This window comes from Streptomyces sp. NPDC042100 (assembly GCF_055582325.1).
On sequence record NZ_JBVJDK010000007.1, the window covers coordinates 287,703 to 310,490 of the forward strand.

Consider the following 22,788-nt stretch of genomic DNA (forward strand, 5'->3'; position numbering starts at 1 on the left):
GGCGGAGAGGAGAGTCATGAGCGCCACGCCTTCTTCCCCGGGGACCGGTGCCGGGCCGGGTATGGGTACGGTCACCACGGCCGTGCCCGCCCGGCTCGACCGCCTCCCCTGGTCCCGCTGGCACTGGATGATCGTCATCGGCCTCGGTACGGTCTGGATCCTGGACGGTCTCGAGGTCACCATCGTCGGCAACGTCGCGGGCCGGCTCGCCGAGGACGGCAGCGGGCTCGACATCACGGCGGCGCAGGTGACGGGCGTCGCCGCCGCGCTGTACGTGGCGGGCGCCTGCTCGGGCGCGCTGTTCTTCGGGTGGCTCACCGACCGGTACGGGCGCAGGAGACTCTTCATGGTGACCCTGGCCGTCTATCTGGCGGCCACGGCGCTCACCGCGCTGTCCACGGAGTCCTGGTGGTTCTTCCTCTTCCGCTTCCTCACCGGTTTCGGCATCGGCGGTGAGTACGCGGCCATCAACTCGGCCGTCGACGAACTGATCCCCTCCCTCTACCGGGGGCGGGTCGACCTGATCATCAACGGCAGCTACTGGCTCGGCGCCATCGGCGGCGCCCTGCTGTCGATCGTCATGCTCGACACCGACATCTTCCCGGCGAACGTCGGCTGGCGGCTCAGCTTCGCTCTGGGCGTGGTCCTCGGGCTGGTGATCCTGTTGGTGCGCAGACATGTGCCGGAGAGCCCGCGCTGGCAGTTCATCCACGGCCAGGGTGAGGCGGCGGAGAAGCTGGTCGACGCGGTGGAGCGGGAGATCGAGGCGGAGAAGGGGGCGGAACTCCCGCCGCCCGCCGGTGAGATCACCATCCACCAGCGCAAGAGCGTCGGCTTCGGCATCATCGCGAGGACGGTCTTCGCCCGCTATCCGCGCCGGGCCGTCCTCGGGCTCTCGCTGTTCATCGGGCAGGCGTTCCTCTACAACGCGATCACCTTCGGCTTCGGCACCATCCTCATCACCTTCTTCGACGTCCCCACCGGCAGCACCGGCTACTACTTCGCGGTGATCGCGGCGGGCAACTTCCTCGGCCCGCTGCTGCTCGGACGGCTCTTCGACACCGTCGGCCGGCGCATCATGATCACCAGCACCTACCTGCTCTCCGGCCTGCTGCTCTTCGGCACGGCCTGGCTCTTCGGCCGGGGCTCGCTCACCGCGACCACGCTCACGGCCTGCTGGTGCGTGGTGCTGTTCTTCGCCTCGACGGGCGCCTCCAGCGCCTATCTGACCGTCTCCGAGATCTTCCCCATGGAGACCCGCGCCATGGCGATCGCCTTCTTCTACGCCCTGGGCACGGCGGCCGGGGGCATCGCGGGACCGCTGGTCTTCGCCGACCTCACCGCGTCGGGGGTGCCCGGGGACACGGTGCTGGCCTTCCAGATCGGCGCGGCGCTGATGTGCGCGGCGGGCGTCGTGGCGGCGTTCTTCGCGGTGAACGCGGAGCGCCGCTCGCTGGAGGACATCGCCGAGCCGCTGTCGGCGGTCCGGGCGGACGACTCGCCGGGGGCGGCCGAGCGGGACTGAGCCGAACCGATCTCGCCGGGCGACGTGGGGCCGGAGCCCGGCATCGGCACGCGCGCGGCGGGCGACCTGGAGTCCGACGCGACCGTCCTCGCGCGTCAGGCGGCAGGCGACCGGGCCGGCGCGAACCCGGGCCGCATGCCTTCGACGAGAGCGACACGGTCGGCTGGCGGCGCTTCGGCCCCAGCGGTGACCGCACAGGCGGGGAGCGGGACGCACAGCGGGTGCCTCCCCGGCGACCGTGACCGACAAGGGGCCGTCGCCGGGAGGCGGACCGTGTCCGCGACGTGCCATGCTCGTGCGTATGGAGGGCAGTCCTGGGCGTCCCGAGAGCGGCGACGGCGCGAGGTCCGAGGCGCCACGCCTCGCCGAGGTCGTCACCCGGCTGCGGGCCGAGATCGCCGACCTGGAGGGAGTGGCCTCGGTGGCGGCCGTCGTCGAGCGCGCCAAGGGCGTGCTGATGGCGCAGGAGACCGTCGCGGCGGACGCCGCCTACCGGCTGTTGCTCGACCGGGCCGAGCGGCACCGCAGGACGCTCCTGGAGAAGTGCTGGATCACCCTGAGCCGGACCGGGCCGCGCGAGGGCCGAGGCGTCGGCCGGGGTGAAGCGGCCGGGCCCGGCGTGCCCGAGGCGCCCGGCCCGGTGCCGGCTGCCGAGGCGAGTCCGCTTCGCCGCGACCACCGCGACCACCGCGACCACCGCGACCACCGCGACCACCGCGACCACCGCGACCACCGCGACCGCCGGGAGGACGGGGCCGGCGGCGAGGACGGGGCCAGGGAGTGCCTGGCACGGATCGCGGACGGTCTCGCCGACGCCCGTACCGCCGACGACGTCGCGGCTCTGCTGCGGGCGGTCCTGAACGACCCGGAGGACGTGGACGCCGTCATGATCTTCCGGTCCGACGACGACGGCAGCGTGGAGCTGGCCGGCCACGCCGGCGTCGAGACGTCCCTGGCCGCGCAGTGGAGCCACATCCCGCCGCTCGGGCGGGTCGCGCCCCTGGAGGCGGCCGCCACCAGGGAGGCGATCTGGCTGGAGGATCCGGAGGCGGACGCCGTCGACCACCTGCTGATCGGGGACCCGCCCGGGCGGTGGCCGTCCCGCGCGTGGCTGCCCGTTCCCGGCCGTCACGCCCCGGTGGTGGTGGGCTTCCTCCGCTCCCGGGCCGGGCCGTTCGCCCCGGCCACCCGCACGCTGCTGCGGCGGGCCGTCCGGGTGTGCGGCGGCCGGCTCCGCGCGGACCCGGCCGCCGCACACCCGGACGGCGCGGGTGACGAGGACGCCGAGGCGGTACGGACCGTCTTCGACACCCTGCCGGGGCCGGCGGTCCTGCTCACCCCGCTGCGATCGCCGACGGGCGAGGTGGAGGACTACCGCATCGACGCGGCGGCTCCGGAATCCGTCGACGCGGCGGGCCGGCGCGGCGGCGAGCTCGTCGGGCGCCGCGTTCTGGAGACGTACCCCGCTGTCGCGGGCACGGCCCTGTGGGACGGCTACCTGAGGACGCTGACCACCGGGACGGTCTACGAGAGCGAGCCCTTCACCCGCGAGGAGGTGAGTGCCGGAGTCCCGGAGCGGCCTGTCTACTCCGTACGGGTGTCCCGCCTCGGGGACCGCCTCGTGGCCTCCTGGATCCGCCACGATTCCGACGCCCGCGAGACCCGCAGGCTCGCCGAGCTGCAGCGGCTCGGCAACCTCGGCTGGGTGGCCTGGGACCTGGCCACGGACACGGTGACCTGGTCCGACCAGGTCTACACCGTCTTCGACCGTGATCCCGGTGAGGGCCCGATCCGGATGGAGGAACTGCCCGGGCACCTGGTGGCGGACGACGCGCCGAGGCTGGCCGGGGCGATCCAGCGGCTGACCGCGTACGGCCGCGCCGTCGACGAACCGCTCCGCGTCACCACCACGGACGGGGTACGCCACCTGAGGGTCGTCGCGGAGGCGCGGGTCGACACGGACGGCGTCCCGGTCGAGGTCCACGGCTTCTTCCAGGACCTCAGCTCCCTGCGCGACGCCGAACTCGCCCTGGTCGAGAGCGAACGCGCCAACCTGGTCCAGCGCGGCATGCTGCGGGCCGAACGCGCGCTGGGCGCGCGGCTCCAGGACACGCTGCTGCCCGTTCCGGCCCAGTCGCTGGAGCTCGCGGGCCTGTGCGTCGATGTCGCCTACGTGCCGGCCGACAGCGGGATGAACGTCGGCGGAGACTGGTACTCCGCGATCGAACTTCCCGACGGGAGCGTGCTGTTCGTCGTCGGCGACGTCGCCGGCCACGGACTGCCGGCGGTCGGGACCATGGCCCAGCTGCGTTTCTACACGAAAGGCATGATGGTCACGGGTTCCCCTCTGGGTGACGCCCTGGCCAGGCTGAACGCGCTCCTCGTGCACACGGCTGCCGGCCTGGAGGGAGCCACCGCCACCATGGTCATGGGCCGCTACGAGCCGTCGGACCGCCGCCTCACCTGGGTGCGCGCCGGGCACCTGCCGCCGCTCCTGGTCCGTGACGGCGCGGCCGAGTTCCAGGAGCAGCCCGAAGGCTGCCTGCTCGGCGCCGCGTTCGAGTCCGCGTACGGGCAGCGGACGCTCGACCTGCGGCCGGGGGACCACCTTCTCCTCTATACGGACGGCCTGGTGGAGAACCCCGGCGAGAACATCGAGGCGGGCCTGGAGCGACTGGCCACGACCGCCGTGCGCGTGCTGAGGGAGGAAGGCGGCGACGCCTTCGCCCGCACCCTCGCCGCTCTCCGGCCGGGAAACCGCGACGACATCTGCGTCCTGGACATCCACGTCCCCGAGGACTCCTGACCGCCGCGGGTCAGGGGCGTCAGGACCGCGGGCGGTCCGGAAGCGGGCCCGGGTACGGGCCCGGCCGCTCGGGCGGCATCGGCGTCGCGGCCGGGCCGGCGGCGGGTGTGCCCGGTCCGGCGTCCCCGCGGGGGTCCGTCGCCGCTTCGCCCGTCCCCCGGTCCGGGGCCTCGACGGGGCGCAGCCGGCCGCGCCAGGCGCCGGTGGCGGCGTCGCGTTCCTCGATGAAGTGCTTGAACCGGTCCAGATCGCCCTGGACACGGCTTTCGACGATGCCGAGGGCGGTTCCGGCCTTCTCGATCACCCCCTGCGGTTCGATGTCCATCGCCAGGCTCACGCGGGTGTGGGCGTCGTCGAGGCGCTGGAAGGTGACGACCCCTTTCTGCCGGACGTCGCCGTCGACCGTGCGCCAGGAGATCCGCTCGTCGGCGAGCTGGTCGACGATCTCGGTGTCGAACTCCCGGACGACACCGGCGAAACGGGTGCGCCAGTGACAGAGACGGTCGTCCACCTGCTGGACCTCCTCGACTCCCTCCATGAAGATCGGGAACTCTTCGAACTGCGTCCACTGGTCGTAGACCTCGCGCAGCGGGGCGTCCACCTTGATCGTTTCCTGCACCATGGTCATGGTGTCCTCCTGAAGGGTCTGTGGTGACCGCTGGGTGCGGCGCCCTGCGTGTACCCAGGAACACCGTCCTCACGCGCAGCCCGTGGCCGCGTGCCGGGGCCTTCCCGCTCGACCGGGGCGGCCCGTCAGGCGGTACGTGCCACAGTGCGCCCGCCCCACGGGCAGCCGCTCGGGCGGCGGCAGGACCTCGTAGGGCCCGCCCGCGCGGCAGCCGCCCAGGACGGTCCGCCTCCGCCCGGTCCGCGTGTCGGCACCCCTCCGGGCCGTCGCGGATCCCGCCGGAACACGGCGCGCATGATTCGGCGCCGGAGGGGCACCCGCCGGAGAGCCGGTGGCCACGTACGCGACGGGCCCGGCGGGCCAAGGGCACATGGAGGTGGCGTCATGGTTCCCCTGATTCTCGTTCTGCTGGTGATTCTGGTCCTCTTCGGCGCGGGGTTCGCGGTTCAGGCGCTGTGGTACGTCGCCATCGCGGTCCTCGTGCTGTGGCTGCTGGGCTTCCTGATGCGGAGCGGCAGCGGCCGTTGGTACCGGTGGTGAACCGGGTCAACGACCCGGACGTCCGACGCGCCGCGCCCCCGGTGGATCCGGGGGCGCGGCGCGTCGGACGGAGCGGGGTTCAGTGGCCCAGTGCCCGCTTGAGTTCCGCTTTGTCCATCGAGGAGCGCCCGTGCAGGTTGCGGCGCCGGGCCTCGGCGTAGAGCTGGTCGTACGTCGGTCCCTCGGCGCCGCTGTGCGAGCGCTTGCCGCCGCGGCGCGCGGAGGACATGTCGTCCGTGGAGCTCTTGCTGGCGGTCTTCGACTCGCCGGCGCGGGCCCGTTCCTTGTTCACGGTCCGGGCGGCGATCTCCTCGGCCCGCTTCCGGCTCTCGCCCCGGTCCAGGGCGCTCTCCTTGATGTGCTCGTACTGTCGTTCCCGTTTGGGGCTCGATCCGCGAGGCATGATGTGCCCACTCCTTCCGGTCGATGCGGCTGACGCGGCCGATCCGGTGGCGGCGGTGCCGCCACCCCCGCCGCTGCCCTGGTCCGGCGCGTCCCACCGCGGCACGGCCAGCTCGAACCAGACCGTCTTGCCCCGGCCCCGGGACACCCAGCCCCAGGAGTCCGCGAGGCGCTCCAGCAGGTAGAGCCCGTGCCCGGAGGCGCGTCCCGCCCGGTGCGGCCCGTGGGGGCGGGGCCGTACCGGGTTCGTGTCGCCGACCTGGACCCAGAGGCGGCCGTCGGCGTGGTCGAGCCGGAGTTCGTACGGGGCGCCGCCGTGCGCGAGGGCGTTGGTGACGACCTCGGACACCAGGAGGAGGGCGTCCTCGGCCGCGGTGTGGCCGGGGCCGCCCGCCGCTCCGAACCAAGCGCGCAGCGCGCGCCGGGTGAGGTCACGGCACTCCCGTACGGTCCCGGAACCGCCCGTCAGCTCGTAGCGGTGGCTCTCTGTGCCCGCCTCGTCCGCGATCCGGCTGGTCATGTCCGGCCGGTACCCGGCTTCCTCGCGCCGAACCATCGGATGAGGGGGCGAGCAATGGGAATATAAGCATCAAAAGGGTTGAAATCGACAGCGGGAAGGGAAGGTGGGCGGATGCGGGGAGAGCAGCCCGTGACCGGAGGGGGCGGTCCCCCGCGGGGCCGGTTGGCCGTGGAGGTCCGATCGGTGCCGGGCGCGGACACCGTCGTCGTACGGATGGACGGGGAGCTGGACCGCGACACGGTGGCGCCGCTGCGGGACGCGGTGGAGGGGCGCCTCGGGTCCGGACGGATCGTCGTCGACTGCGCGGACCTGGACTTCTGCGACTCTTCGGGGCTGAACGCGCTGCTGAGGGCGCGACTGCGGGCCGAGGCGGCCGGTGGGCGGATGGACCTCGCGGGGCTGCGCCGGCCGGTCGACCGGCTCTTCGAGATCACCGGCGCCCGGTCGGTCTTCCGGGTGTACGGAACGGTGGACGAGGCGCTCGCCGACGGCGGCGGCCCCGAGGACGGCGGGGACCGTGGCCGGGACGGCTGACGGCCATCGGGAGCAGGTCCGCCGGCTCGTGCTGTACGGGACCGGGGGCGTGGTGGCGCGCTGCCGCGATTTCACCGCCGAGGCGCTGGCGGACTGGGGCTGGATCCCGCCGGGGACGGCGGAGGCGGGGGAGCGGGTGGAGGACGTCCTGCTGCTGGTGTCGGAGGTGGTCACCAATGCCTGCCTCCATGCCGGCGGCCCGGAGGAGCTGGTGCTGCGCCACCAGCCGGGGCGGCTGCGGGTGGAGGTGGCCGACGGCAGCCCCGAGCATCCGCGGAGCCGGCTGCCCCGGTCGCCCGGGATGCCCGGCGGGCACGGCCTGATGGTGCTCGACCGGCTGGCGGGCGCCTGGGGGGCCGAGGACAAGGGGGCGGGGGCCGTGGGCAAGGTGGTGTGGCTGGAGGTCAGCCGGACGTCGCGGCCGCCGTGGCGCCGTCCTCCAGGAGCCCCTGCCTGAGTTCGCCGAGCATCCGGGTGAGGAGCCGGGAGACCTGCATCTGGGACAGGTCCACCCGGGTCCCTATCTCGGCCTGGGTGAGCTCCTCGCCGAAGCGGAGTTCGAGGATGAGCCGGTCGCGGGCGTCGAGCCGGGCGATCAGCGGCCGCAGCGACTCCAGCGAGTCGATGAGCTCGTACGAGGGCTCCGAGGCCGCCAGGTGCCGCTCGCCCGCGCCGGGCGAGGGCTCGTCGTCGCTCGTGGGGGCGTCCAGGGAGCGGGCGGTGTAGCCGTGCGCCGCGACCTGGCCCTCGGCGACGTCGTCCTCGGTGACGTGCAGCCGCCGGGCCAGTTCGGTCCGGGTGGGGTGGCGGCCCAGGTCCTGCTCCAGGGCGTCCGTGGCCTTCGCCAGGTCGATGCGGAGCTCCTGGAGGCGGCGCGGGACGCGGACGGCCCAGCTGGTGTCCCGGAAGAAGCGTTTCATCTCGCCGATGACGGTCGGGAGGGCGAAGGCGGAGAAGTCGCTGCCGCGGTCGGGGTCGAAGCGGTCGATCGCCTTGATCAAACCGATCGTCCCGACCTGGACGATGTCCTCGGTGGGCTCCGCGCGGTTCCGGAAGCGCCGTGCGGCGAACTTGACCAGGCTGAGATTGAGCTCGACGAGCGTGTTGCGGACGTACGCGTACTCCGGAGTGCCCTCGTCCAGCTCCCGCAGCCGCCGCAGCAGCGCCACCGACAGCGTGCGCGCGTCGTCCGTCGAGACCTCGGTCGGCCGGACGGACTCCGGGAGCCCGCCCAGCGCCGCGCGGCGCTGGGCCGCGGTGGGGCTGGTGCGGGCTGGGACGGTGGTCATGAGCGGGCCGCCCTTCGGCGGGGGGAAGTCGCATGTCCTCAGGGAAGGATTCCCGTTTTGTCACCGTCTCATGCGAAATGTAGGTGTTCGTGTCACCAGAGGCCGCACATGCGGGAGACCAGCGTCCCGGCGAGGCTGAGGCCGGTGCCGTAGGCGAGGCCGTGGAGGAAGTGCCCGGCGGCGGCGTGACCCTGGAGCCGGACGACCCGGATGAACCTGTCGCGGCTGCCGTGGCCCGGCGGGGCGGGGCGCCTGCGCGAGCGTCTCGGAGGGACCGTCTCCCGCCGCCGCGCGGGCGACGGTCCGCCCGCCGGTGGTGCGGCGTCGGGCGCGGCCTTCGCGGTCGCCCCGTCGACGTTCCTCGACGCGGCGCTGGTCAGTATCGGACCGCTCACAGTGGGACTCATGCCCGTGCCAACTGTCCGGGGGATCCGGCCGATGCGGGCATCCCCGCCGTTTCACCCCCGACGGGGGTCGCCTTCCCCGGACCGGAGGAACGTACTCGTCCATCCGGGCCGGTCCGCCCGTCGACGTTTGCGGCGCCGCCCGTGCGGTGAGACGCCGGAGAAGGGGGCTGGCCGGAAGGAGTCACATTGTGTCGCTCGACGGACGGAACGTGCTGGTCCTCACGACCAACTACGGCACGGAGCAGGACGAGCTGACGAGACCCGTGACGGTGTTGAGGGAGCACGGCGCCCGGGTCGACATCGCCGCTCTGAAGGACGAACCAGTCCAGACCCTCGTCTCCGACCGGGACCCCGGCGCAGTCGTCCGGCCGGAGACCACGCTCGCGCGGGCCTCCGCCGACGCGTACGACGCCGTGGTGGTGCCCGGCGGCACGCTGAACGCCGACCGCCTGCGGACGGACACCGCGGCGCGCGAGCTCGTCGGGACCTTCGCCGCGGCCGGCAAACCCGTGGCCGCCATCTGCCACGGACCGTGGCTCCTCGTCGACAGCGGGCTCGCCATGGGCCGGGAACTCACCTCGTACGCCTCGCTGCGCCCGGATCTGGAGAACGCCGGAGCCGCCTGGGTGGACCGGGAGGTCGTCGTCGACACCTCCGGAGCCCACACCCTGATCACCTCCCGCGGGCCGGACGACCTCGACGCCTTCTCGGCGGCCCTCGTCCGTGCCCTTGACGGGCGCTGACGGCTGGAGGCGCTCCACCCGGGACGTCGGGGCACACCACGGCCCCATGGGGCGTCCGGGGCGCGCGAGCGGCTGTTCCGCCGGGCGGGGCGTAGTGTGGAAATGCCAGAAGACGGGCGGACGCGCACATGGGCGCGTTTTCCCCCAGCCGAGGGGCTTGGTCCTTCCGCTCGCCTTACGGCCGGGACCCCTGTGTCGGCTCGGGTCGCCGACGTCGGCCGGGGCGGCCCCCGTCACGTTGCGAACGTGGCGCTATGGCCATACCGGCTCGCACCAGGCATCACGGTCCGCTGCCGCGCCCGGTCCCCGAGGGAGAGCGACCGTCATGACGCTCGACGACCACTCCGATCAGGTCACCCGTACGACCACGTCCGACGGCCACCACCTCTACAGCGCCCCTCGCGACGCCGCGGTCTTCAGGGAACCCGTACGCGGCGACGGCGCCGCTCGCCTCCAGGCCGACGGGGAGTTCGACCGGGATTCCGTCGCCTGCCTGGAGCAGGCGGTCGCCGACGCCCGCGACGACGGCGCCACTCGCCTCCTGCTCGACCTGAGCGGAGTCACCTTCGGCGACTCCCTCTTCCTCAACGTGCTCCTGAGTACCCACCACAGCGGCCTGCTCGTCCTCGTCGGCGGCCTGCCCCGCCACTTGGACCAGCTGTTCAAGCTCACCGGCACCGACCAGGTCTTCTTCCGCGCCCCCGTCCCCTGACCACACCCTGCCGCCCGGCACGACCAGGTGACGGCCCCGTCGGCACGGCCCGCTGCCTGGGCGAGCGCGGCTCACCGAGCCCCAGCCGCCCGTAGCCGCCCACCCGGCCGTCCCGTCCGCGCGGTTCCCGTCCCCTCAGGCCGGGTGCCCCGGATCGACGTCCCGCAGCCCTCCGTACCGCAGCAGCGGCGCGGCGGCATCCGGCCGGGACGGGGCCGCCGCCACGGGAACCAGCAGGAAGCCCACGTGATCGCCGCCCTCGATCCGCCTGTCGATCCGGCCCGTGAACCACGTCGAAAGGCCGTCCAGGACGGGACTACCGCCCTCTCCGGGCCGCCAGGCCACCTCGGCGAACTTGTCCGTCCGGTCGCCCGTCTCCCCGCCGAACAGCTCGGCCAGCGCTCTGTCACCCCGGTGCAGCAAGTGCACCGTCAGGTGCTCCGCCGTACGGGCGACGCGGTACGTGTGGTTGGCCGTGGACAGCCACACGACGAACCGGGGCGGGTCGATGGAGCACTGTGAGGCGAACCCCACCAGGCAGCCGCCCCGCCGCCCGGAAGACGCCGCGGTGACGACGTACATCGGACTGTCGAGCTGTTCCTTGAAGGCCGGGAAATCGACCATGACGCTCACGCGCTCCCTCCGTGACCCCTCGTACGACTTCTTCCCCGGCGAGCGACTGCCCCGACCCGCGCCGGGCAGTCGCCCGACGACAGGTGACAGGAGGTGCGACCCCCATGGACGAGGTCGGGCTGTCCGCACGCGAGCGCCACGCGCTGGCCGGGATCGAGGCGGAGCTCAGCGGTGACAGGCGCCTCGACCGGCGCTCGCGGTCGATGAGACGGGGGCTTCTGCCGGGCGGGCGTCTGGCGCCTCGCGTCACCTCCACGCGGCTGCTGCCACTGGGAGTCGTCGTCTTCTTCGCGGGTGCCGTCGCGCTGACGGTGCCGGCGGCAGGGACCGGAAGCCCGGTCCCGGTCTGGGCGTTCGCCGGGGCGTGGGCGCTGACCCCGGCCGGGCTCACGGCTCTGGTCGTGCGCTGGTGCCGACGGTGGGCGAGGCACCGCGGTACGTGACCGGGCTCGCGCGGACGCATGGGCCGTAGGGCCCGGGGCAGGCGCCTGGTACCGAGAAGGTGCGCATCATGGAAACCCCACACAGGAGCCCCCCCCACACTGCCCACGGATCGGCGGCCGAGAGGGCGCGGCGCACCGGCCGCTCCCTGCGGCTCGCCGTGCCCAGCCACCAGATGCTCCGCCTCCTGGACATCACCGGGGCGACCGGCCTGCTCCCCGCCGGCCCCGCCACGCCCGACTGACCCGGGGCCCGCCCCTCACGGCGGGCCCGAGGAAGGCCACCCCATGGACCGCGCCGCGCTCTTCGACGTCGACGGAACCCTCGTCGACACCAACCCCCTGCACGTCGTCGCCTGGTGGGAGGCGTTCCGGCAGGACGGCCACCGTGTCCCGACCCGGGCCGTGCAGCACGCCATCGGACTGCCGGGTGAGGAACTCGTCGACCACGTACTCGGCCCGTCCCGCGACCGTTCCGACGCCGCCCGGCTCGGCGCGGCGCACGACAGCCTCTACGGCACGTACTTCGAACGGCTGCAACCCTTCGGGCGCGCCGCCGAACTGCTGCGCACGCTGGCCGGCGCCGGCTGGACGGTCGTGCTGGTCACCTCGGCCAAGGACCGCGAACTGGCTTCGCTGCGCCGCGCCCTGGACGCCGACGACGCCATCCGGGAGACCGCCACCGCCGACGACGTCGAGTCCGGCAAACCCGCCCCCGATCCCCTCGTGCACGCCCTCTCCCTCGTCGACGTGCCCGCCGAACGGGCGGTCTTCGTCGGCGACAGCGTCTGGGACATGAAAGCCGCCCGCCGGGCCGGGGTGGCGGGCGTCGGCCTGCTGTGCGGGGGCATTCCGCGCGCAGACCTCACCGAAGCCGGCGCCGCCGCCGTGTACGACGACCCGGCCGACCTCCTCGCCCACCTGGGCGACCCCCCCCTTCGCCGCGGCCGACGCCGGGGAGGGGCGAGTGCGATGACACCGCGACGGACAGTTCGCCACCCCCGCGAGCCCACCCCGGGTCCCCGTCCCGGCCCCGGCGGGGGAGGGCCGCGTGAGCGCTCCGCCGCCGCCGAGGCCGACGAGGTCGCGCGGGAGCGGCGGCGGAACTCCGCGGACGACGCGGGAGGCAGGTCCGCCAAACGCCAGGAGCCCGGTATCGGGCGTGAGGAACAGCGGAGGGGTCCGACTACGGCGCCTTCCTGTCGTGCGAGGAGTTCACTCCCGGAGAGCTGATCGATCAGGCCTGCCGGGCCCGGCAGGCCGTCTCCGACCGCTTCCACCCGTGGAACGACGCCCAGGGCGACAGCGCGTTCGTGTGGTCGGTGATCGGCGCGCTGTCCCGGACGGCCGACCTGCCCTGCACCACGCTGGTCACCTGCCCGACCGTGCGCCTCCACCCGGCGGTCACCGCCCAGGCCGCCGCCGCGTCGAGCGCCCTCACGGGCGCCCGCTTCGCCTTGGGCGTCCCGCTACCAGATCCGTGCCGACGTCCACCTCGGACTACTCCAACCCGCACGCGGCATCATCTGTTGGCGACGACTGCGAACCTCATTCTGCGAGACGCCGCCGTTCAGCCGGTCGCTTCTCGTCCATCGGTGCCTTCCGGTCTGCCTCTTTGGCCCTCGTGGGGGGCCGGGGTGCTGGCTTACGTTCTGAGTCGGCCGTACGGCGATCCGAAGGACTGAGTGTGCGAGCGACAGAGCGACCCGCCGGGTCACCGACGAGTGCGGCGGTGTCGGCGCGGCGGGTGCGGGACGTCGGGGTGGCGGGCCCCGCCGGGGGGATGCCGCACCCCGCCGTGCTCGCCACCCTCCAGCGGACGGCCGGCAACGCGGCCGTCACGCGCTGGGTGCAGCGTCAGGAGGAGTCCGAGGCCAGGGAGGAGGCGCGGCAGAGTGCCGCCCATCCCACTCGGCACCCGGAGTGGTCCGCGTTCTGCGCGGCCATGAAGGAGAAGGGCATCCCCGACGGCGACGCGGACATCATCTGGCAGCTTGTCCTCGGCGGCGTCGCCGAGCAGGGTCCGCTGAACGACGAGGCCATGGCGACGTCCACGGACCGCCAGGAGCAGCGTGACCACCGGGCCTCGAACACGTGGTTCCAGGAACTGGGGAAGTTCGTCAAGGAGTACCTGGCGATCGACAAGCCGGCGCTGGCCCTCTGGTCGGGAGGCAAGGAGATCAGTGATTACGCCGAGACGAAGGGGCACTCCCCGCTGGAATCCACCCGTATCGGGAGCGTGATCCACAGCCTTTCCGTGACGTCGGTATGGACGCTCAAGACCCCGATGTGGAACGTCCTGTCCAGGGAGTTCGTACAGCAGGCCGTGGACCACCCCGTCCACATCTTCCTCAGGGCGCACGACCCCGAGAGCGTCCTCGCCCTCCAGGAGGTCCCTCAGCTGAAGCTCCTCCAGAGCCTCTTCCCGACCAAGTGGCATCCGGTCTACGAAACGCGGGAAGACGGGATCAAGGAGATCGCCAGGGACTTCGCCCTGGTCGATGACGCGGCCTACGACTCCGAGAAGGAGTGCGCGAAGATCCTCCGCACGTACCTGCTGCACCACCACGACCGGGCCAACGAGAAGTCGGAGCGGGCCGCCGCGAAGGCGAGGGAGCTCTCCGCGGCCGGGGACGAGCGGTAGCCCCCAAGCCCTCGCCACGGACCGGGACGGCTCACGCGGGCACCGGCGGTGCGTAGCTCGGCGAGGTCGGGGACGCGGGTCCCCGGGATCGCGCCGCGCGGGCCCTCCTCGGGCGCACCACCGTGGGGAGGGGTCTGGGCTCCGGCGCCGTCGCTGGTCCGCGCCGCTCGACGAGGTCGACGTCGCGGACCGCGGCCCCCCATCCCTACGTACGGGACTCTCAGTCGTGGCGGTAGCCGTAGCGGGTCCAGTTGTCGAGGACGTGTCGCTGGAGGGCCGGCGGGTAGGAGCCGCGGAAGGACGCGGTGGTGCCGCGGAAGTCGTGGGGGAGGAGGCAGTCGGTGAGGGACTTGCCGCCCTTCCCCGCGCGGACCTCGTCCGGGGTGAGGTACGGGACCATCGGGATGCCCGGCGCGTCGGGGAAGGAGTGGTGGCCTGTTTCCGGGTGGCAGCGGGTGGCCATCGCCCACACCACCTGGTCGATGTCGGTGATGTCGATGTCGTCGTCCACCAGGATCACCTTGGGGACCAGCCAGCCGACGTGCGAGGCGAACAGCACCTCCGCCACCCGGTCGATCAGCTCGCGGTGCGTGAGCGCGAGCCGCCGCCACCGCTCCCGGTCGACGCTGACGACGATCCAGCAGGTGGCGGCTTCGTAGGAGCACCAGGCCAGGTCGATCGGCAGACCGGCGGTGCGGAGCAGGTCGAGCGCCGAAGCCGAGATCATCGTGCCCCAGATGGTGTGGTTCTCCTCGGGCGGGAGTCCGGCGACGCAGACGGGCAGGACCGGTTCGTCGCGCCAGGTGACCGCTTCCACGCGGAAGACGGGCTGCTGCTTTCCTTCTGGGAACGCGTACCCGTGGTACTCACCCATCGGGCCCTCAAGCGCCGTGGCGTCGTCGATGTACCCCTCCAGGACGATCTCGGAGTGGGCCGGGACGAGCAGGTCGTTGGTGCGGGCGCGCACGACCTCGACGGGGCTTCCGGTGAGGGCTCCGACGTAGCCGTCCTCGCTGACACCGCCCGGCAGCGGCATCCCGGCCGCGGCCAGGGCGGCGGGCGGGGCGCCCAGCACCATGGCCCAGGGGGTGCGCTCGCCGCGCCGCCGCCACATCTCGCGAATCATGCCGATGTGCTGCTGGGGCATGGCCGGGCCGACAAGGGTCTGACGGTCGTGCAGCATCGTGCGGGCGACCGACCAGCTGGTCCAGGCGCCGTCCGGGCTCCGTACGATGTGGAAGCCGTAGGTGCCGAGGTAGCGTCCGCCGTCCTCCTGGTGCAGGAGGGGCACCGGGAGCGTCTCCAGGTCGACGGCCTGTCCGGTGCGGACGTTCTGCTGGCAGGGGCCGTCGGGGACGACGACCGGTGCCAGAGGCGGGGCGCTCATGGCGGCTACCAGGTGTTCCAGGATCGTGCGCGGGTCCGCGGTACGGGGCAGGCCCAGGTGGGCGGCGAGTCGGCCGTACCGGGTGCGGGGGTCGCGGTTCAGCCCGGCGGGTGCGCCGAGGATACGGAAGCCCGGCGAGGTTCCGCTGAGGGCGGTGAAGAGGGGGGCGGGGGCCTGTGTCTCGTAGGCGCGGCGCGTGATCGCGCCGACCTCCAGGTGCGGGTCGACGGTCTGGGCGATGGCCACGGCGTCCTCGTCCGCGAGGAGCCGGGTGAGGAAGGCGCGGAAGTCCAGGGCGGGGTCGGACTGGTTCATGATGCCGGTTCGCTTTCTTCCGCCGCTCACGGGCGGCGGGGTTCGTGTGTGTGGTGGTGGGGGGCGTCAGGCGGTGCGTGCGGCCCGCATGCCGCTCCAGCGGCGCGCGAAGGGCGCCTGGAGGCCGAGTTGGTCGAGGATCCGGGAGACGATGTGCTCGACGATGTCGTCGACGTCGCGCGGGTGGTTGTAGAAGGCCGGCATCGGCGGAACGATGCGGACCCCCATGCGCGCGAGGGCGAGCATGTTCTCCAGGTGGATCTCGCTGAGCGGGGTCTCCCGGGGCACCAGCACCAGCGTCCGGTGCTCCTTCAGCGTGACGTCGGCCGCGCGTTGCACGAGTCCCTCGGCGTAGCCGGCGCGAATGCCTGCCAGGGTCTTCATGCTGCAGGGAACGATCACCATGGCGTCGGTACGGAAGGACCCGGAGGAGAGCGGAGCGCCCTGGTCCTCGGGGTGGTGTACGACGTCGGCGAGTTCGGCCACATCGCGTGCCGACCGGCCGGTCTCCAGCTCGATGGTGGCGCGCGCCCAACGGCTGAGGACCAGGTGCGTCTCGACGCCGGAGTCTTCCGACAGGCGTTCCAGCAGCCTCAGGCCGAGGACGGCGCCTGTCGCACCCGTCATGCCCACGGCGACGCGCAGGCGCGGCGTCCCCAGGTGAGCGGCGTGGGCCGCCTGCTCGGCGATCTGGTGTTTTTCGGTCATGACGAGGTCCCGCCGGTCCGATCGATCCCCGCCGGTTTCGGGGATGCTGCACTGGTCACACTAGGTACGGCCATCAATCTGCCAGGGGGTACTCTCGGGCAGACCATGCGCAGAATCGGACAAGACGGCGACATCGCGGACTTCCCCTTTCCCGTGACTCCGGGCGGTCCGCCGGGTGTCGAGGTCACCGACCTCGCGGGGTGGCGGAGGCGGGTCGAACGGCTCGGCCGGCCGGCCGGTGCGGTGGTGCGGCCCGGGTTCCATCTGTTGATCACGGTGCGTTCCGGTGTCCTCGACTGCGAGGTGGACCTGACCGAGTGCCTCATGGACGCCGGCTCCTGGCTGTGGGTGCGGCCGGGGCAGGTCCTGCGGCTCCGGGGCGACGGCTGTGGTGAGGGCGTCGACGCCGCGTGCGCGTCGGTGATCCTCTTTCAGCCGAGCTTCCTGGACAGCGCCACGGTCGCCTCGGCCCGACTGGACCGGAGGGCATGGCGGCTGCCGCTCACGCCCCCGTCCGGCCTGCGTGAGCCCGTCGCCCAGACCCTGGACCTCCTGGAGCGCGAGTACCAGGACCTGCGGAACCTTCCCCTCGACGCGCACATCGAGGTGGTCCGTCACCTGCTGGCCGTCCTCGTCCTCCGTCTCAGCCACCTTCCGGGCGGTCACCGCCGCCGCACGGCGGGGGACGACACCTTCCGCCGCTTCCAGCAGGCCGTGGAGCGCGACTTCACGCGCCTGCACCAGGTCGAGCAGTTCGCCGCCGAACTCGGCTACAGCGTGCGCACGCTGACCCGGGCCAGCAACGCGGCGGTCGGACGCGGAGCGAAGGCATTCATCGACGACCGGCTCGTACTGGAAGCCAAACGGCTTCTCCTGCACACCGAACTACTCACCGCGGCCATCGGCGAGCGCCTCGGCTTCCCCTCGGCGACGGTGTTCTCCCGCTTCTTCCGCCAACGGACCGACGAGACACCCGCGGGCTTCCGCAGCCGGGCCAGGGCCCTGCCGGACGCGGGGACGTGAGCGCTGGTCGCGGTGCCGAGCCGGTCGGCGGGCCCACCGAGCCGGAAGGCGGTCACCTCGGAGAAGCCGATGAACCGCTCCGACGCCCGGCCGACGAGCCGTCCCGACCTCGGCGCGTGACCGGCCGGGGCCGCCGGGCGCCGTCGCGCAGGTGCCTTTGAGGGTCGGAGGCGGGGGGCCCGCCGGGTCCGGACGAGCGCGCGGGAAGCTCCTCGGGGTTCGTCCGGCGTGGGTGCCCCGCCGGATGGGCCCGCCGGCCGCGAGCTCGTCGGGGGACGCGCCCTGTGAGGCGCTGTTCCCCGTGTGCGTCGAAATGCCAAGAATTCCGATGCGTAAACGATGCGAGTTGTGCGCGAGGAGGTGCCGGGCGGAACGTGAGGCGCACGGGGCCATCGAGGTCCCGGACCCGCCGCTCGCGCAGCGCACGCGGTATTCCCGGTGGACGCCCGTGCCACCACCTGGAGGAGGAAGCGCCATGACCGCACCACGGCCTACCGGAGCCCCCGCCCCCGCCGCGCCCGCCGCGGAAGTCGTCCACCGGGACACCGCCACCGGCACCGTCGACGACACCGCCACCGATGACCGGATCGCCCGGGGCCTGGCCGACGGCGACGAGCACTGCCTGGCCATCGCCTACCGGCGCTGGGGCCGCCTGGTGCAGACCCTCGCGGCCCGCGCCCTCGGCGACCCCCGGGAGGCGGAGGACATCACCCAGCAGGTGTTCGCCGCCGCCTGGCGCGGCCGGGCCAACTTCCGCCCCGAACGGGGCAGTCTGCCCGCCTGGCTCAGCGGCATCACCCGACGGAAGATCGCCGACGCCCTGACCGCCCGCACCCGCCGCATCGGAATCGCGGCGGGCCTCGGTGCGTCCCTGGAGCGTGAAGGCACGGTGCACGACGAGCCCGAGCGGGTCCTCGACCGGCTGGTCGTGACCGAGGAGCTGTCCCGGCTGCCGCACGTCCAGCGGGACGTCCTGGAACTCGCCTTCTTCGCGGACCTGACCCAGACGCAGATCGCCGACCGGACGGGCATGCCGCTCGGCACGGTCAAGAGCCACGCCCGCCGTGGCCTGCAGCGCATGCGGCGCAGCCTCGAACTGGCCGGCGCAGGCCTGAGCCGCTGACCGACCGGCGGCCCGCCGCCGGAAGCGCCCGGTCGGGCACCCGCCCGGACCGGGCACCGACCCGGTCCCGGATCTACCCGCGGCCCGACCCGTCCGGACGGCCGCCCGCTCCGAACCACTTCACGGCCCGACCGCACGACGAACGGGCACGACACACGACACAGCGGCGCCCCCGCACGGGAGCGGCGCGCACAAGGGGATGGGACACGATGAACGGACGAGGCAGCGTCGCCGTGGTGGGGGCGGGGGTGGCCGGCCTCACCGCCGCCCACTACCTGTCCCGGACGCGCGACGTGGTGCTGTACGAGGCGGACGACCGCCTCGGCGGCCACGCGCACACCCATGAACTGCCCGCCGCCGAGGGCGGCACGCTCCACGTGGACACCGGATTCATCGTCCACAACGAGCGCACCTACCCCCACCTCCTGCGCCTCTTCCGCGAGCTGGACGTCCCCACCCAGGACGCCGAGATGAGCATGTCCGTGCGCTGCGACGGCTGCGGACTGGAGTACGCGGGCGCGCGCGGTCTCCGCGGCCTGCTCGGCGGGGGCAACGTCCTGCGGCGCGAGCACCTGCTGACCCTCGCCCACGTGCCCCGGTTCCACCGCGCCGCCCGCGGCCTGCTCGCCGCCGACGACATGACCCTCACCTTCGGCGGATTCCTCCGCGCCCACCGTTTCTCCGCCCACTTCGTCAGCCACTTCGCGATCCCCCTCGTCTCCGCCGTCTGGTCCTGCGCCCCCGACACGGCGCTGCGCTACCCGGCCGTGTACCTCTTCCGCTTCCTCGACCACCACGGGCTCCTGTCCGTGACCGGATCCCCGCGGTGGCGGACCGTCACCGGAGGATCCGCCTCCTACGTGGAACGACTCGCCAAGTCGATCCCCTCCGTGCGGATCGACACCGCGGTACGCGCCGTGGTCCGGGGAGACGGCCGCGCCACGGTCGTCACCGCCGACGGCGCGTCCGCCGAACACGCCGCCGTGGTGCTGGCGGTCCATCCCGACCAGGCCCTGCGGCTGCTCGCCGACCCCACCGAGCGGGAACGACGGGTCCTCGGCGCGTTCACGTACTCCCGCAATCCGACCGTCCTGCACCGCGACACGAGCCTGCTGCCGCGCTCGCCCCACGCCCGCGCCTCCTGGAACTACCTCCTGCCGTCCTGCGCCGCGCGCCCGGGCTCCGTACAGGTCAGCTACGACATGAACCGGCTCCAGCGGCTCGGCACCCGCGAACCGCACGTCGTCACCCTCAATCCCGGCGACCGCGTCGACCCCACGACGGTGCTGGCCCGCATGACGTACGAACACCCCGTCTACACCCCGGAGTCGGTGGCCGCCCAACGGCTCCTGCCGACCTTGCGCACGCCCGTCACCGCCTACGCCGGCGCGTACCACGGCTGGGGCTTCCACGAGGACGGCTGCCGCTCGGGCGTCGAGGCAGCCCGTCACCTGGGAGCCCGGACATGAGGACGGCCGCCCCGATACCGCTCTCCGTGCCGGCCCTGTACGAGACGGAGATCGCGCACACCCGCGTCACCCCGCTGCGGCACAGCCTCCGGCACCGCACCTACATGTGGCTGGTCGACCTCGACGACCTGCCGCTGCTGCCGCGTCCGCTCCGGCCGCTGGCCCGCTTCGACCCGGCCGACCACTTCGACGGCGACGCCCCTTCGCTCCGGGCCGGGCTCGACGCCCGCCTGGCCGAGCACGGTGTCCACGACGCGGACGGCCGGGTCCTGATGCTCGCCCACGCGCGGGTCCTCGGACACGTCTTCAACCCCCTCACCCTCTACTGGTGCCACGACCGGGCGGGCCGGCCCGTCTGCGTCGTCGCCGAGGTGCACAACACGTACGGCGGACGGCACACGTACCTGCTGCGCACCGACGAGCGTGGCCGCGCCGAGACGCCCAAGGACTTCTACGTCTCGCCGTTCCTGGACGTCGCGGGCACCTACCGGATGCGGCTGCCGCTCCCCGGCGACCGCCTCGACCTCACCGTGCAGCTCCGCCACACCGACGGCAGCCGCCCCCTGACCGCCACCGTCCGCGGCACCCGGCGGCCCGCCGGTCCCCGGGGCCTCCTGGCGGCCGCGCTCCGTCACCCCTGGTCGACCGCGGCCGTGTCCCTCGGCATCCGCCGCCACGGCGTCCACCTCTACCTCAAGGGCCTCCGCGTCCGGCCCCGCACCACTCCCACCCCGCAGGAAGGCACCCCGTGACCCTCTCCTCTCCACCGCCCGCCACCCACGACGTCCACGGGGGCCGTGTCGAGGCCGACCCGGACCGCTGGCCGGACGTCGCCCGCGCCCCGCACGCCTCCGCCGTCCGCACCGCCGTGGCACGCCTCATCATCGGACGCGCGTTCACCCGGCTGCCCCTGCGGATAGCGACGCCCGGCGCGACCGCCGTCCCGGTGGCGCGGTACGGCGAGGCCGACGCCGTACCGACGCTCACGCTCCACGACCCCGGGGCCTTCCACCGGCGGATCGCCGCCGATGGGCTGATCGGCTTCGGCGAGTCGTACATGGCCGGCGAGTGGGACGCCGACGACCTCGTGGATGTCCTCACCGTCCTCGCCGGTCACGTCGACGAGCTCGTTCCCGCTCCGCTGCACCGCTTCCGGGGCGCGTGGGTGCGGCGCAGGCCGGGCGCCGACCTCAACACCCCCGACGGCTCCCGCGAGAACATCCGCCGTCACTACGACCTCTCCAACGAGCTGTTCGCGCTCTTCCTCGACCCCGGACTCAGCTACTCGTCGGCCGTCTTCGACCCCCTCCCCGGCGCCCCCGGGATCCTCTCCGACGCGGCCTTCACCGCCGCCCAGCACCGCAAGATCGACCGGCTCCTCGACCTGGCGGAGACCGGCCCGGGCACCGAGCTCCTGGAGATCGGCACCGGCTGGGGCGAACTCGCGATCCGCGCCGCCGCCCGTGGCGCCCGCGTCCGCACCGTCACCCTCTCCGAGGAACAGCTCGCCCTCGCGCGAGACCGCGTCGCCCGGGCCGGCTTCGCCGACCGCGTCACCGTCGAACTGCTCGACTACCGCGCCGTACGCGGCCGGTACGACGCCGTCGTCAGCGTGGAGATGATCGAGGCCGTCGGCGCCGAGTTCTGGCCCGACTACTTCGCCGCGCTCCGCCGCCTCCTCGCCCCCGGCGGCCGGGTCGCGCTCCAGGCCATCACGATGCCGCACGAGCGGATGCTCGCGACCGCCCGCACCCACACCTGGATCAGCAAGTACGTCTTCCCCGGCGGCCTCATCCCCTCGCCCGAGGCCCTCGCCCGCGAGTCCGCCGCCGCCGGACTGCGCATCACTCACGACACCGGGTTCGGCGGCCACTACGCGGAGACCCTCCGCCAGTGGCGCGCCCGCTTCCGGCACGAGGAGGCCGCCGTCGACGCCCTCGGCTTCGACCACGTCTTCCGCCGCATGTGGGAGTTCTACCTCGCCTGGTCCGAAGCCGGCTTCCGCTCCCACTACCTCGACGTCCGCCAGCTCCGGCTCACCGCCGACGGCACGGGCGCGACGGACTCCTCCCCGGCGAGCCGGTACGGGGAGACGCCGTGAGCCCCGTCGACACCACGGCGCTCGGCTCCGTCCTCGCCGCCTCCGCCGCCGCCGCCCTCGCCGTCATGCTGGTGGCCTTCGCCGTCGGCACCGCCCGCCGGCTGCACCGGATCGTGGACGTCGCCTGGGGCATCGCCTTCGCGGCCGTCGCGGCGGTGTCCTGGTTCCTCGCGGACGGTCACGGCGACGACGTGCGGCGGGGCCTCGTCGCGCTCGCGACCGCCGTCTGGGGACTGCGGCTCGCCGCCCACATCGCCCGCCGGGGGCGCGGCCACGGGGAGGACCCCCGGTACGCGCGCATGCTCGCCCGCGCCCGGGGCAACCCCGCCCTGTACGCCCTGGGCAAGGTGTACCTGCTCCAGGGCGCCCTCGTCTGGCTGGTCTCGCTGCCCGTCCAGTTCGCGGTCCTGACGCCCCGGCCGCCGGACGCGACCCTGTACCTCGGGCTCGCCGTCTGGGCGGCCGGACTCGCCTGCGAGGCGGTGGGGGACCACCAGCTCGCCCGCTTCAAGGCCGACCCGGCCAACCGGGGGCGCGTCATGGACCGGGGGCTGTGGAGCTGGACCCGCCACCCGAACTACTTCGGTGACTTCCTGGTGTGGTGGGGCCTGTACCTGACGGCCTGCGCCGACTGGCAGACCGCCCTGCTCACCCTGGTCTCCCCGCTGGTCATGAGCGGCCTCCTCATCTGGGGCAGCGGCAAGCGGCTCCTGGAGGCCCACATGCGGGACCGGCCGGGATACGCGGAGTACCGGGCCCGCACGAGCGGCTTCGTCCCCCTGCCGCCCCGTCCGCTCCGGCCGGGCACGACGGGCGCGCCCCGCCCCTGAGCCGGCCGG

23 protein-coding genes and 3 pseudogenes are annotated in these 22,788 nt (G+C 73.5%); 18 read left to right on the plus strand and 8 right to left on the minus strand.

The window, feature by feature from the left end:
- Window positions 1-16: 16 nt before the first annotated feature.
- Window positions 17-1,525 carry an MFS transporter gene (locus tag ACZ6J5_RS18270; RefSeq protein ID WP_469392617.1) on the plus strand — a complete coding sequence of 503 codons (1,509 nt, stop codon included), beginning with the start codon at window positions 17-19 and terminating at the stop codon, window positions 1,523-1,525.
- 301 nt (window positions 1,526-1,826) lie between these two features.
- Window positions 1,827-4,331, plus strand: coding sequence for a SpoIIE family protein phosphatase (locus ACZ6J5_RS18275; protein ID WP_469392619.1), 2,505 nt, complete (start codon window positions 1,827-1,829; stop codon window positions 4,329-4,331).
- Between the two features lie 19 nt (window positions 4,332-4,350).
- On the opposite strand, the gene ACZ6J5_RS18280 is transcribed toward ACZ6J5_RS18275, so the two are convergent.
- Window positions 4,351-4,959 (minus strand): SRPBCC family protein, encoded by a 609-nt coding sequence (locus tag ACZ6J5_RS18280; protein ID WP_469392621.1) that lies wholly within the window; start codon window positions 4,957-4,959, stop codon window positions 4,351-4,353.
- A gap of 384 nt (window positions 4,960-5,343) precedes the next feature.
- Between ACZ6J5_RS18280 and ACZ6J5_RS18285 the strand changes: the two genes are divergently transcribed.
- Complete coding sequence (locus ACZ6J5_RS18285; RefSeq protein ID WP_469392623.1) at window positions 5,344-5,499, plus strand: hydrophobic protein; 156 nt, start codon at window positions 5,344-5,346, stop codon at window positions 5,497-5,499.
- A gap of 79 nt (window positions 5,500-5,578) precedes the next feature.
- Here ACZ6J5_RS18285 and ACZ6J5_RS18290 read toward each other — a convergent pair whose 3' ends face one another.
- Window positions 5,579-5,902 (minus strand): plasmid stabilization protein, encoded by a 324-nt coding sequence (locus ACZ6J5_RS18290; protein WP_469392867.1) that lies wholly within the window; start codon window positions 5,900-5,902, stop codon window positions 5,579-5,581.
- Between the two features lie 114 nt (window positions 5,903-6,016).
- Window positions 6,017-6,457: pseudogene (locus ACZ6J5_RS18295) on the minus strand (ATP-binding protein); the annotation flags it as partial.
- A 75-nt stretch (window positions 6,458-6,532) separates the two neighbouring features.
- Between ACZ6J5_RS18295 and ACZ6J5_RS18300 the strand changes: the two are divergent.
- Window positions 6,533-6,955 carry an STAS domain-containing protein gene (locus ACZ6J5_RS18300; RefSeq protein ID WP_469392625.1) on the plus strand — a complete coding sequence of 141 codons (423 nt, stop codon included), beginning with the start codon at window positions 6,533-6,535 and terminating at the stop codon, window positions 6,953-6,955.
- A complete protein-coding gene (locus ACZ6J5_RS18305) occupies window positions 6,939-7,412 on the plus strand; it encodes an ATP-binding protein (protein WP_469392626.1) in 474 nt (157 codons plus the stop codon). Before ACZ6J5_RS18300 ends, ACZ6J5_RS18305 begins: the two co-directional genes overlap by 17 nt.
- Here the strand turns inward: ACZ6J5_RS18305 and ACZ6J5_RS18310 are convergent.
- Together ACZ6J5_RS18310 and ACZ6J5_RS18315 are read right to left on the minus strand one after the other, a co-directional pair.
- Window positions 7,360-8,244 (minus strand): SigB/SigF/SigG family RNA polymerase sigma factor, encoded by an 885-nt coding sequence (locus ACZ6J5_RS18310; RefSeq protein ID WP_469392628.1) that lies wholly within the window; start codon window positions 8,242-8,244, stop codon window positions 7,360-7,362. The two genes, ACZ6J5_RS18305 and ACZ6J5_RS18310, sit on opposite strands and share 53 nt — an antisense overlap.
- 92 nt (window positions 8,245-8,336) lie before the next feature.
- Window positions 8,337-8,651 carry a hypothetical protein gene (locus ACZ6J5_RS18315; protein ID WP_469392630.1) on the minus strand — a complete coding sequence of 105 codons (315 nt, stop codon included), beginning with the start codon at window positions 8,649-8,651 and terminating at the stop codon, window positions 8,337-8,339.
- A gap of 188 nt (window positions 8,652-8,839) precedes the next feature.
- Here ACZ6J5_RS18315 and ACZ6J5_RS18320 point away from each other — a divergent pair, with 188 nt between their 5' ends.
- Complete coding sequence (locus tag ACZ6J5_RS18320) at window positions 8,840-9,394, plus strand: type 1 glutamine amidotransferase domain-containing protein (RefSeq protein ID WP_469392632.1); 555 nt, start codon at window positions 8,840-8,842, stop codon at window positions 9,392-9,394.
- Between the two features lie 325 nt (window positions 9,395-9,719).
- Entirely contained in the window at window positions 9,720-10,106 is a 387-nt protein-coding gene (locus tag ACZ6J5_RS18325) for an STAS domain-containing protein (RefSeq protein ID WP_469392633.1), read from the plus strand.
- Window positions 10,107-10,241: 135 nt separating this feature from the next.
- On the opposite strand, the gene ACZ6J5_RS18330 is transcribed toward ACZ6J5_RS18325, so the two are convergent.
- Entirely contained in the window at window positions 10,242-10,730 is a 489-nt protein-coding gene (locus ACZ6J5_RS18330) for a flavin reductase family protein (RefSeq protein ID WP_469392868.1), read from the minus strand.
- Window positions 10,731-10,843: 113 nt separating this feature from the next.
- Here ACZ6J5_RS18330 and ACZ6J5_RS18335 point away from each other — a divergent pair, with 113 nt between their 5' ends.
- From ACZ6J5_RS18335 to ACZ6J5_RS18355, 5 genes and pseudogenes are all read left to right on the plus strand, one after another.
- Window positions 10,844-11,182, plus strand: coding sequence for a DUF3040 domain-containing protein (locus ACZ6J5_RS18335; protein WP_469392635.1), 339 nt, complete (start codon window positions 10,844-10,846; stop codon window positions 11,180-11,182).
- Window positions 11,183-11,250: 68 nt separating this feature from the next.
- Entirely contained in the window at window positions 11,251-11,424 is a 174-nt protein-coding gene (locus ACZ6J5_RS18340) for an STAS domain-containing protein (RefSeq protein ID WP_469392637.1), read from the plus strand.
- Between the two features lie 43 nt (window positions 11,425-11,467).
- Window positions 11,468-12,118: pseudogene (locus ACZ6J5_RS18345) on the plus strand (HAD family hydrolase); the annotation flags it as partial.
- A 260-nt stretch (window positions 12,119-12,378) separates the two neighbouring features.
- Window positions 12,379-12,645 (plus strand): annotated as a pseudogene (locus ACZ6J5_RS18350) (LLM class F420-dependent oxidoreductase); the annotation flags it as partial.
- A 221-nt stretch (window positions 12,646-12,866) separates the two neighbouring features.
- Entirely contained in the window at window positions 12,867-13,823 is a 957-nt protein-coding gene (locus tag ACZ6J5_RS18355; RefSeq protein ID WP_469392639.1) for a hypothetical protein, read from the plus strand.
- 220 nt (window positions 13,824-14,043) lie between these two features.
- On the opposite strand, the gene ACZ6J5_RS18360 is transcribed toward ACZ6J5_RS18355, so the two are convergent.
- Together ACZ6J5_RS18360 and ACZ6J5_RS18365 are read right to left on the minus strand one after the other, a co-directional pair.
- Window positions 14,044-15,525 (minus strand): UbiD family decarboxylase, encoded by a 1,482-nt coding sequence (locus tag ACZ6J5_RS18360; RefSeq protein WP_469392641.1) that lies wholly within the window; start codon window positions 15,523-15,525, stop codon window positions 14,044-14,046.
- A gap of 66 nt (window positions 15,526-15,591) precedes the next feature.
- A complete protein-coding gene (locus ACZ6J5_RS18365) occupies window positions 15,592-16,170 on the minus strand; it encodes a non-oxidative hydroxyarylic acid decarboxylases subunit B (protein WP_469392870.1) in 579 nt (192 codons plus the stop codon).
- A 168-nt stretch (window positions 16,171-16,338) separates the two neighbouring features.
- Here ACZ6J5_RS18365 and ACZ6J5_RS18370 point away from each other — a divergent pair, with 168 nt between their 5' ends.
- From ACZ6J5_RS18370 to ACZ6J5_RS18395, 6 genes are all read left to right on the plus strand, one after another.
- Window positions 16,339-17,256 (plus strand): helix-turn-helix transcriptional regulator, encoded by a 918-nt coding sequence (locus tag ACZ6J5_RS18370; RefSeq protein ID WP_469392643.1) that lies wholly within the window; start codon window positions 16,339-16,341, stop codon window positions 17,254-17,256.
- Window positions 17,257-17,731: 475 nt separating this feature from the next.
- Window positions 17,732-18,379, plus strand: a complete 648-nt coding sequence (locus ACZ6J5_RS18375) for a sigma-70 family RNA polymerase sigma factor (protein ID WP_469392645.1) — start codon at window positions 17,732-17,734, stop codon at window positions 18,377-18,379.
- A 209-nt stretch (window positions 18,380-18,588) separates the two neighbouring features.
- Window positions 18,589-19,848, plus strand: coding sequence for an NAD(P)/FAD-dependent oxidoreductase (locus ACZ6J5_RS18380; RefSeq protein ID WP_469392647.1), 1,260 nt, complete (start codon window positions 18,589-18,591; stop codon window positions 19,846-19,848).
- Window positions 19,845-20,600, plus strand: coding sequence for a DUF1365 domain-containing protein (locus ACZ6J5_RS18385; protein WP_469392648.1), 756 nt, complete (start codon window positions 19,845-19,847; stop codon window positions 20,598-20,600). The genes ACZ6J5_RS18380 and ACZ6J5_RS18385 overlap by 4 nt, the downstream gene beginning before the upstream one ends.
- A complete protein-coding gene (locus ACZ6J5_RS18390) occupies window positions 20,597-21,949 on the plus strand; it encodes a class I SAM-dependent methyltransferase (RefSeq protein WP_469392650.1) in 1,353 nt (450 codons plus the stop codon). The genes ACZ6J5_RS18385 and ACZ6J5_RS18390 overlap by 4 nt, the downstream gene beginning before the upstream one ends.
- On the plus strand, window positions 21,946-22,779 hold the full coding sequence (locus ACZ6J5_RS18395; protein ID WP_469392652.1) for a DUF1295 domain-containing protein: 834 nt from the start codon (window positions 21,946-21,948) through the stop codon (window positions 22,777-22,779). The genes ACZ6J5_RS18390 and ACZ6J5_RS18395 overlap by 4 nt, the downstream gene beginning before the upstream one ends.
- The last annotated feature ends 9 nt before the right edge of the window (window positions 22,780-22,788 follow it).

Bases quoted from the DNA above. Each gene is read 5' to 3' on its own strand.
- ACZ6J5_RS18270 (WP_469392617.1), top strand. From the start codon at position 17: ATGAGCGCCACGCCTTCTTCCCCGGGGACCGGTGCCGGGCCGGGTATG.
- ACZ6J5_RS18275 (WP_469392619.1), top strand. From the start codon at position 1,827: ATGGAGGGCAGTCCTGGGCGTCCCGAGAGCGGCGACGGCGCGAGGTCC.
- ACZ6J5_RS18280 (WP_469392621.1), bottom strand. From the start codon at position 4,959: ATGACCATGGTGCAGGAAACGATCAAGGTGGACGCCCCGCTGCGCGAG.
- ACZ6J5_RS18285 (WP_469392623.1), top strand. From the start codon at position 5,344: ATGGTTCCCCTGATTCTCGTTCTGCTGGTGATTCTGGTCCTCTTCGGC.
- ACZ6J5_RS18290 (WP_469392867.1), bottom strand. From the start codon at position 5,902: ATGCCTCGCGGATCGAGCCCCAAACGGGAACGACAGTACGAGCACATC.
- ACZ6J5_RS18300 (WP_469392625.1), top strand. From the start codon at position 6,533: ATGCGGGGAGAGCAGCCCGTGACCGGAGGGGGCGGTCCCCCGCGGGGC.
- ACZ6J5_RS18310 (WP_469392628.1), bottom strand. From the start codon at position 8,244: ATGACCACCGTCCCAGCCCGCACCAGCCCCACCGCGGCCCAGCGCCGC.
- ACZ6J5_RS18315 (WP_469392630.1), bottom strand. From the start codon at position 8,651: ATGAGTCCCACTGTGAGCGGTCCGATACTGACCAGCGCCGCGTCGAGG.
- ACZ6J5_RS18325 (WP_469392633.1), top strand. From the start codon at position 9,720: ATGACGCTCGACGACCACTCCGATCAGGTCACCCGTACGACCACGTCC.
- ACZ6J5_RS18330 (WP_469392868.1), bottom strand. From the start codon at position 10,730: ATGGTCGATTTCCCGGCCTTCAAGGAACAGCTCGACAGTCCGATGTAC.
- ACZ6J5_RS18335 (WP_469392635.1), top strand. From the start codon at position 10,844: ATGGACGAGGTCGGGCTGTCCGCACGCGAGCGCCACGCGCTGGCCGGG.
- ACZ6J5_RS18340 (WP_469392637.1), top strand. From the start codon at position 11,251: ATGGAAACCCCACACAGGAGCCCCCCCCACACTGCCCACGGATCGGCG.
- ACZ6J5_RS18360 (WP_469392641.1), bottom strand. From the start codon at position 15,525: ATGAACCAGTCCGACCCCGCCCTGGACTTCCGCGCCTTCCTCACCCGG.
- ACZ6J5_RS18370 (WP_469392643.1), top strand. From the start codon at position 16,339: ATGCGCAGAATCGGACAAGACGGCGACATCGCGGACTTCCCCTTTCCC.
- ACZ6J5_RS18375 (WP_469392645.1), top strand. From the start codon at position 17,732: ATGACCGCACCACGGCCTACCGGAGCCCCCGCCCCCGCCGCGCCCGCC.
- ACZ6J5_RS18380 (WP_469392647.1), top strand. From the start codon at position 18,589: ATGAACGGACGAGGCAGCGTCGCCGTGGTGGGGGCGGGGGTGGCCGGC.
- ACZ6J5_RS18385 (WP_469392648.1), top strand. From the start codon at position 19,845: ATGAGGACGGCCGCCCCGATACCGCTCTCCGTGCCGGCCCTGTACGAG.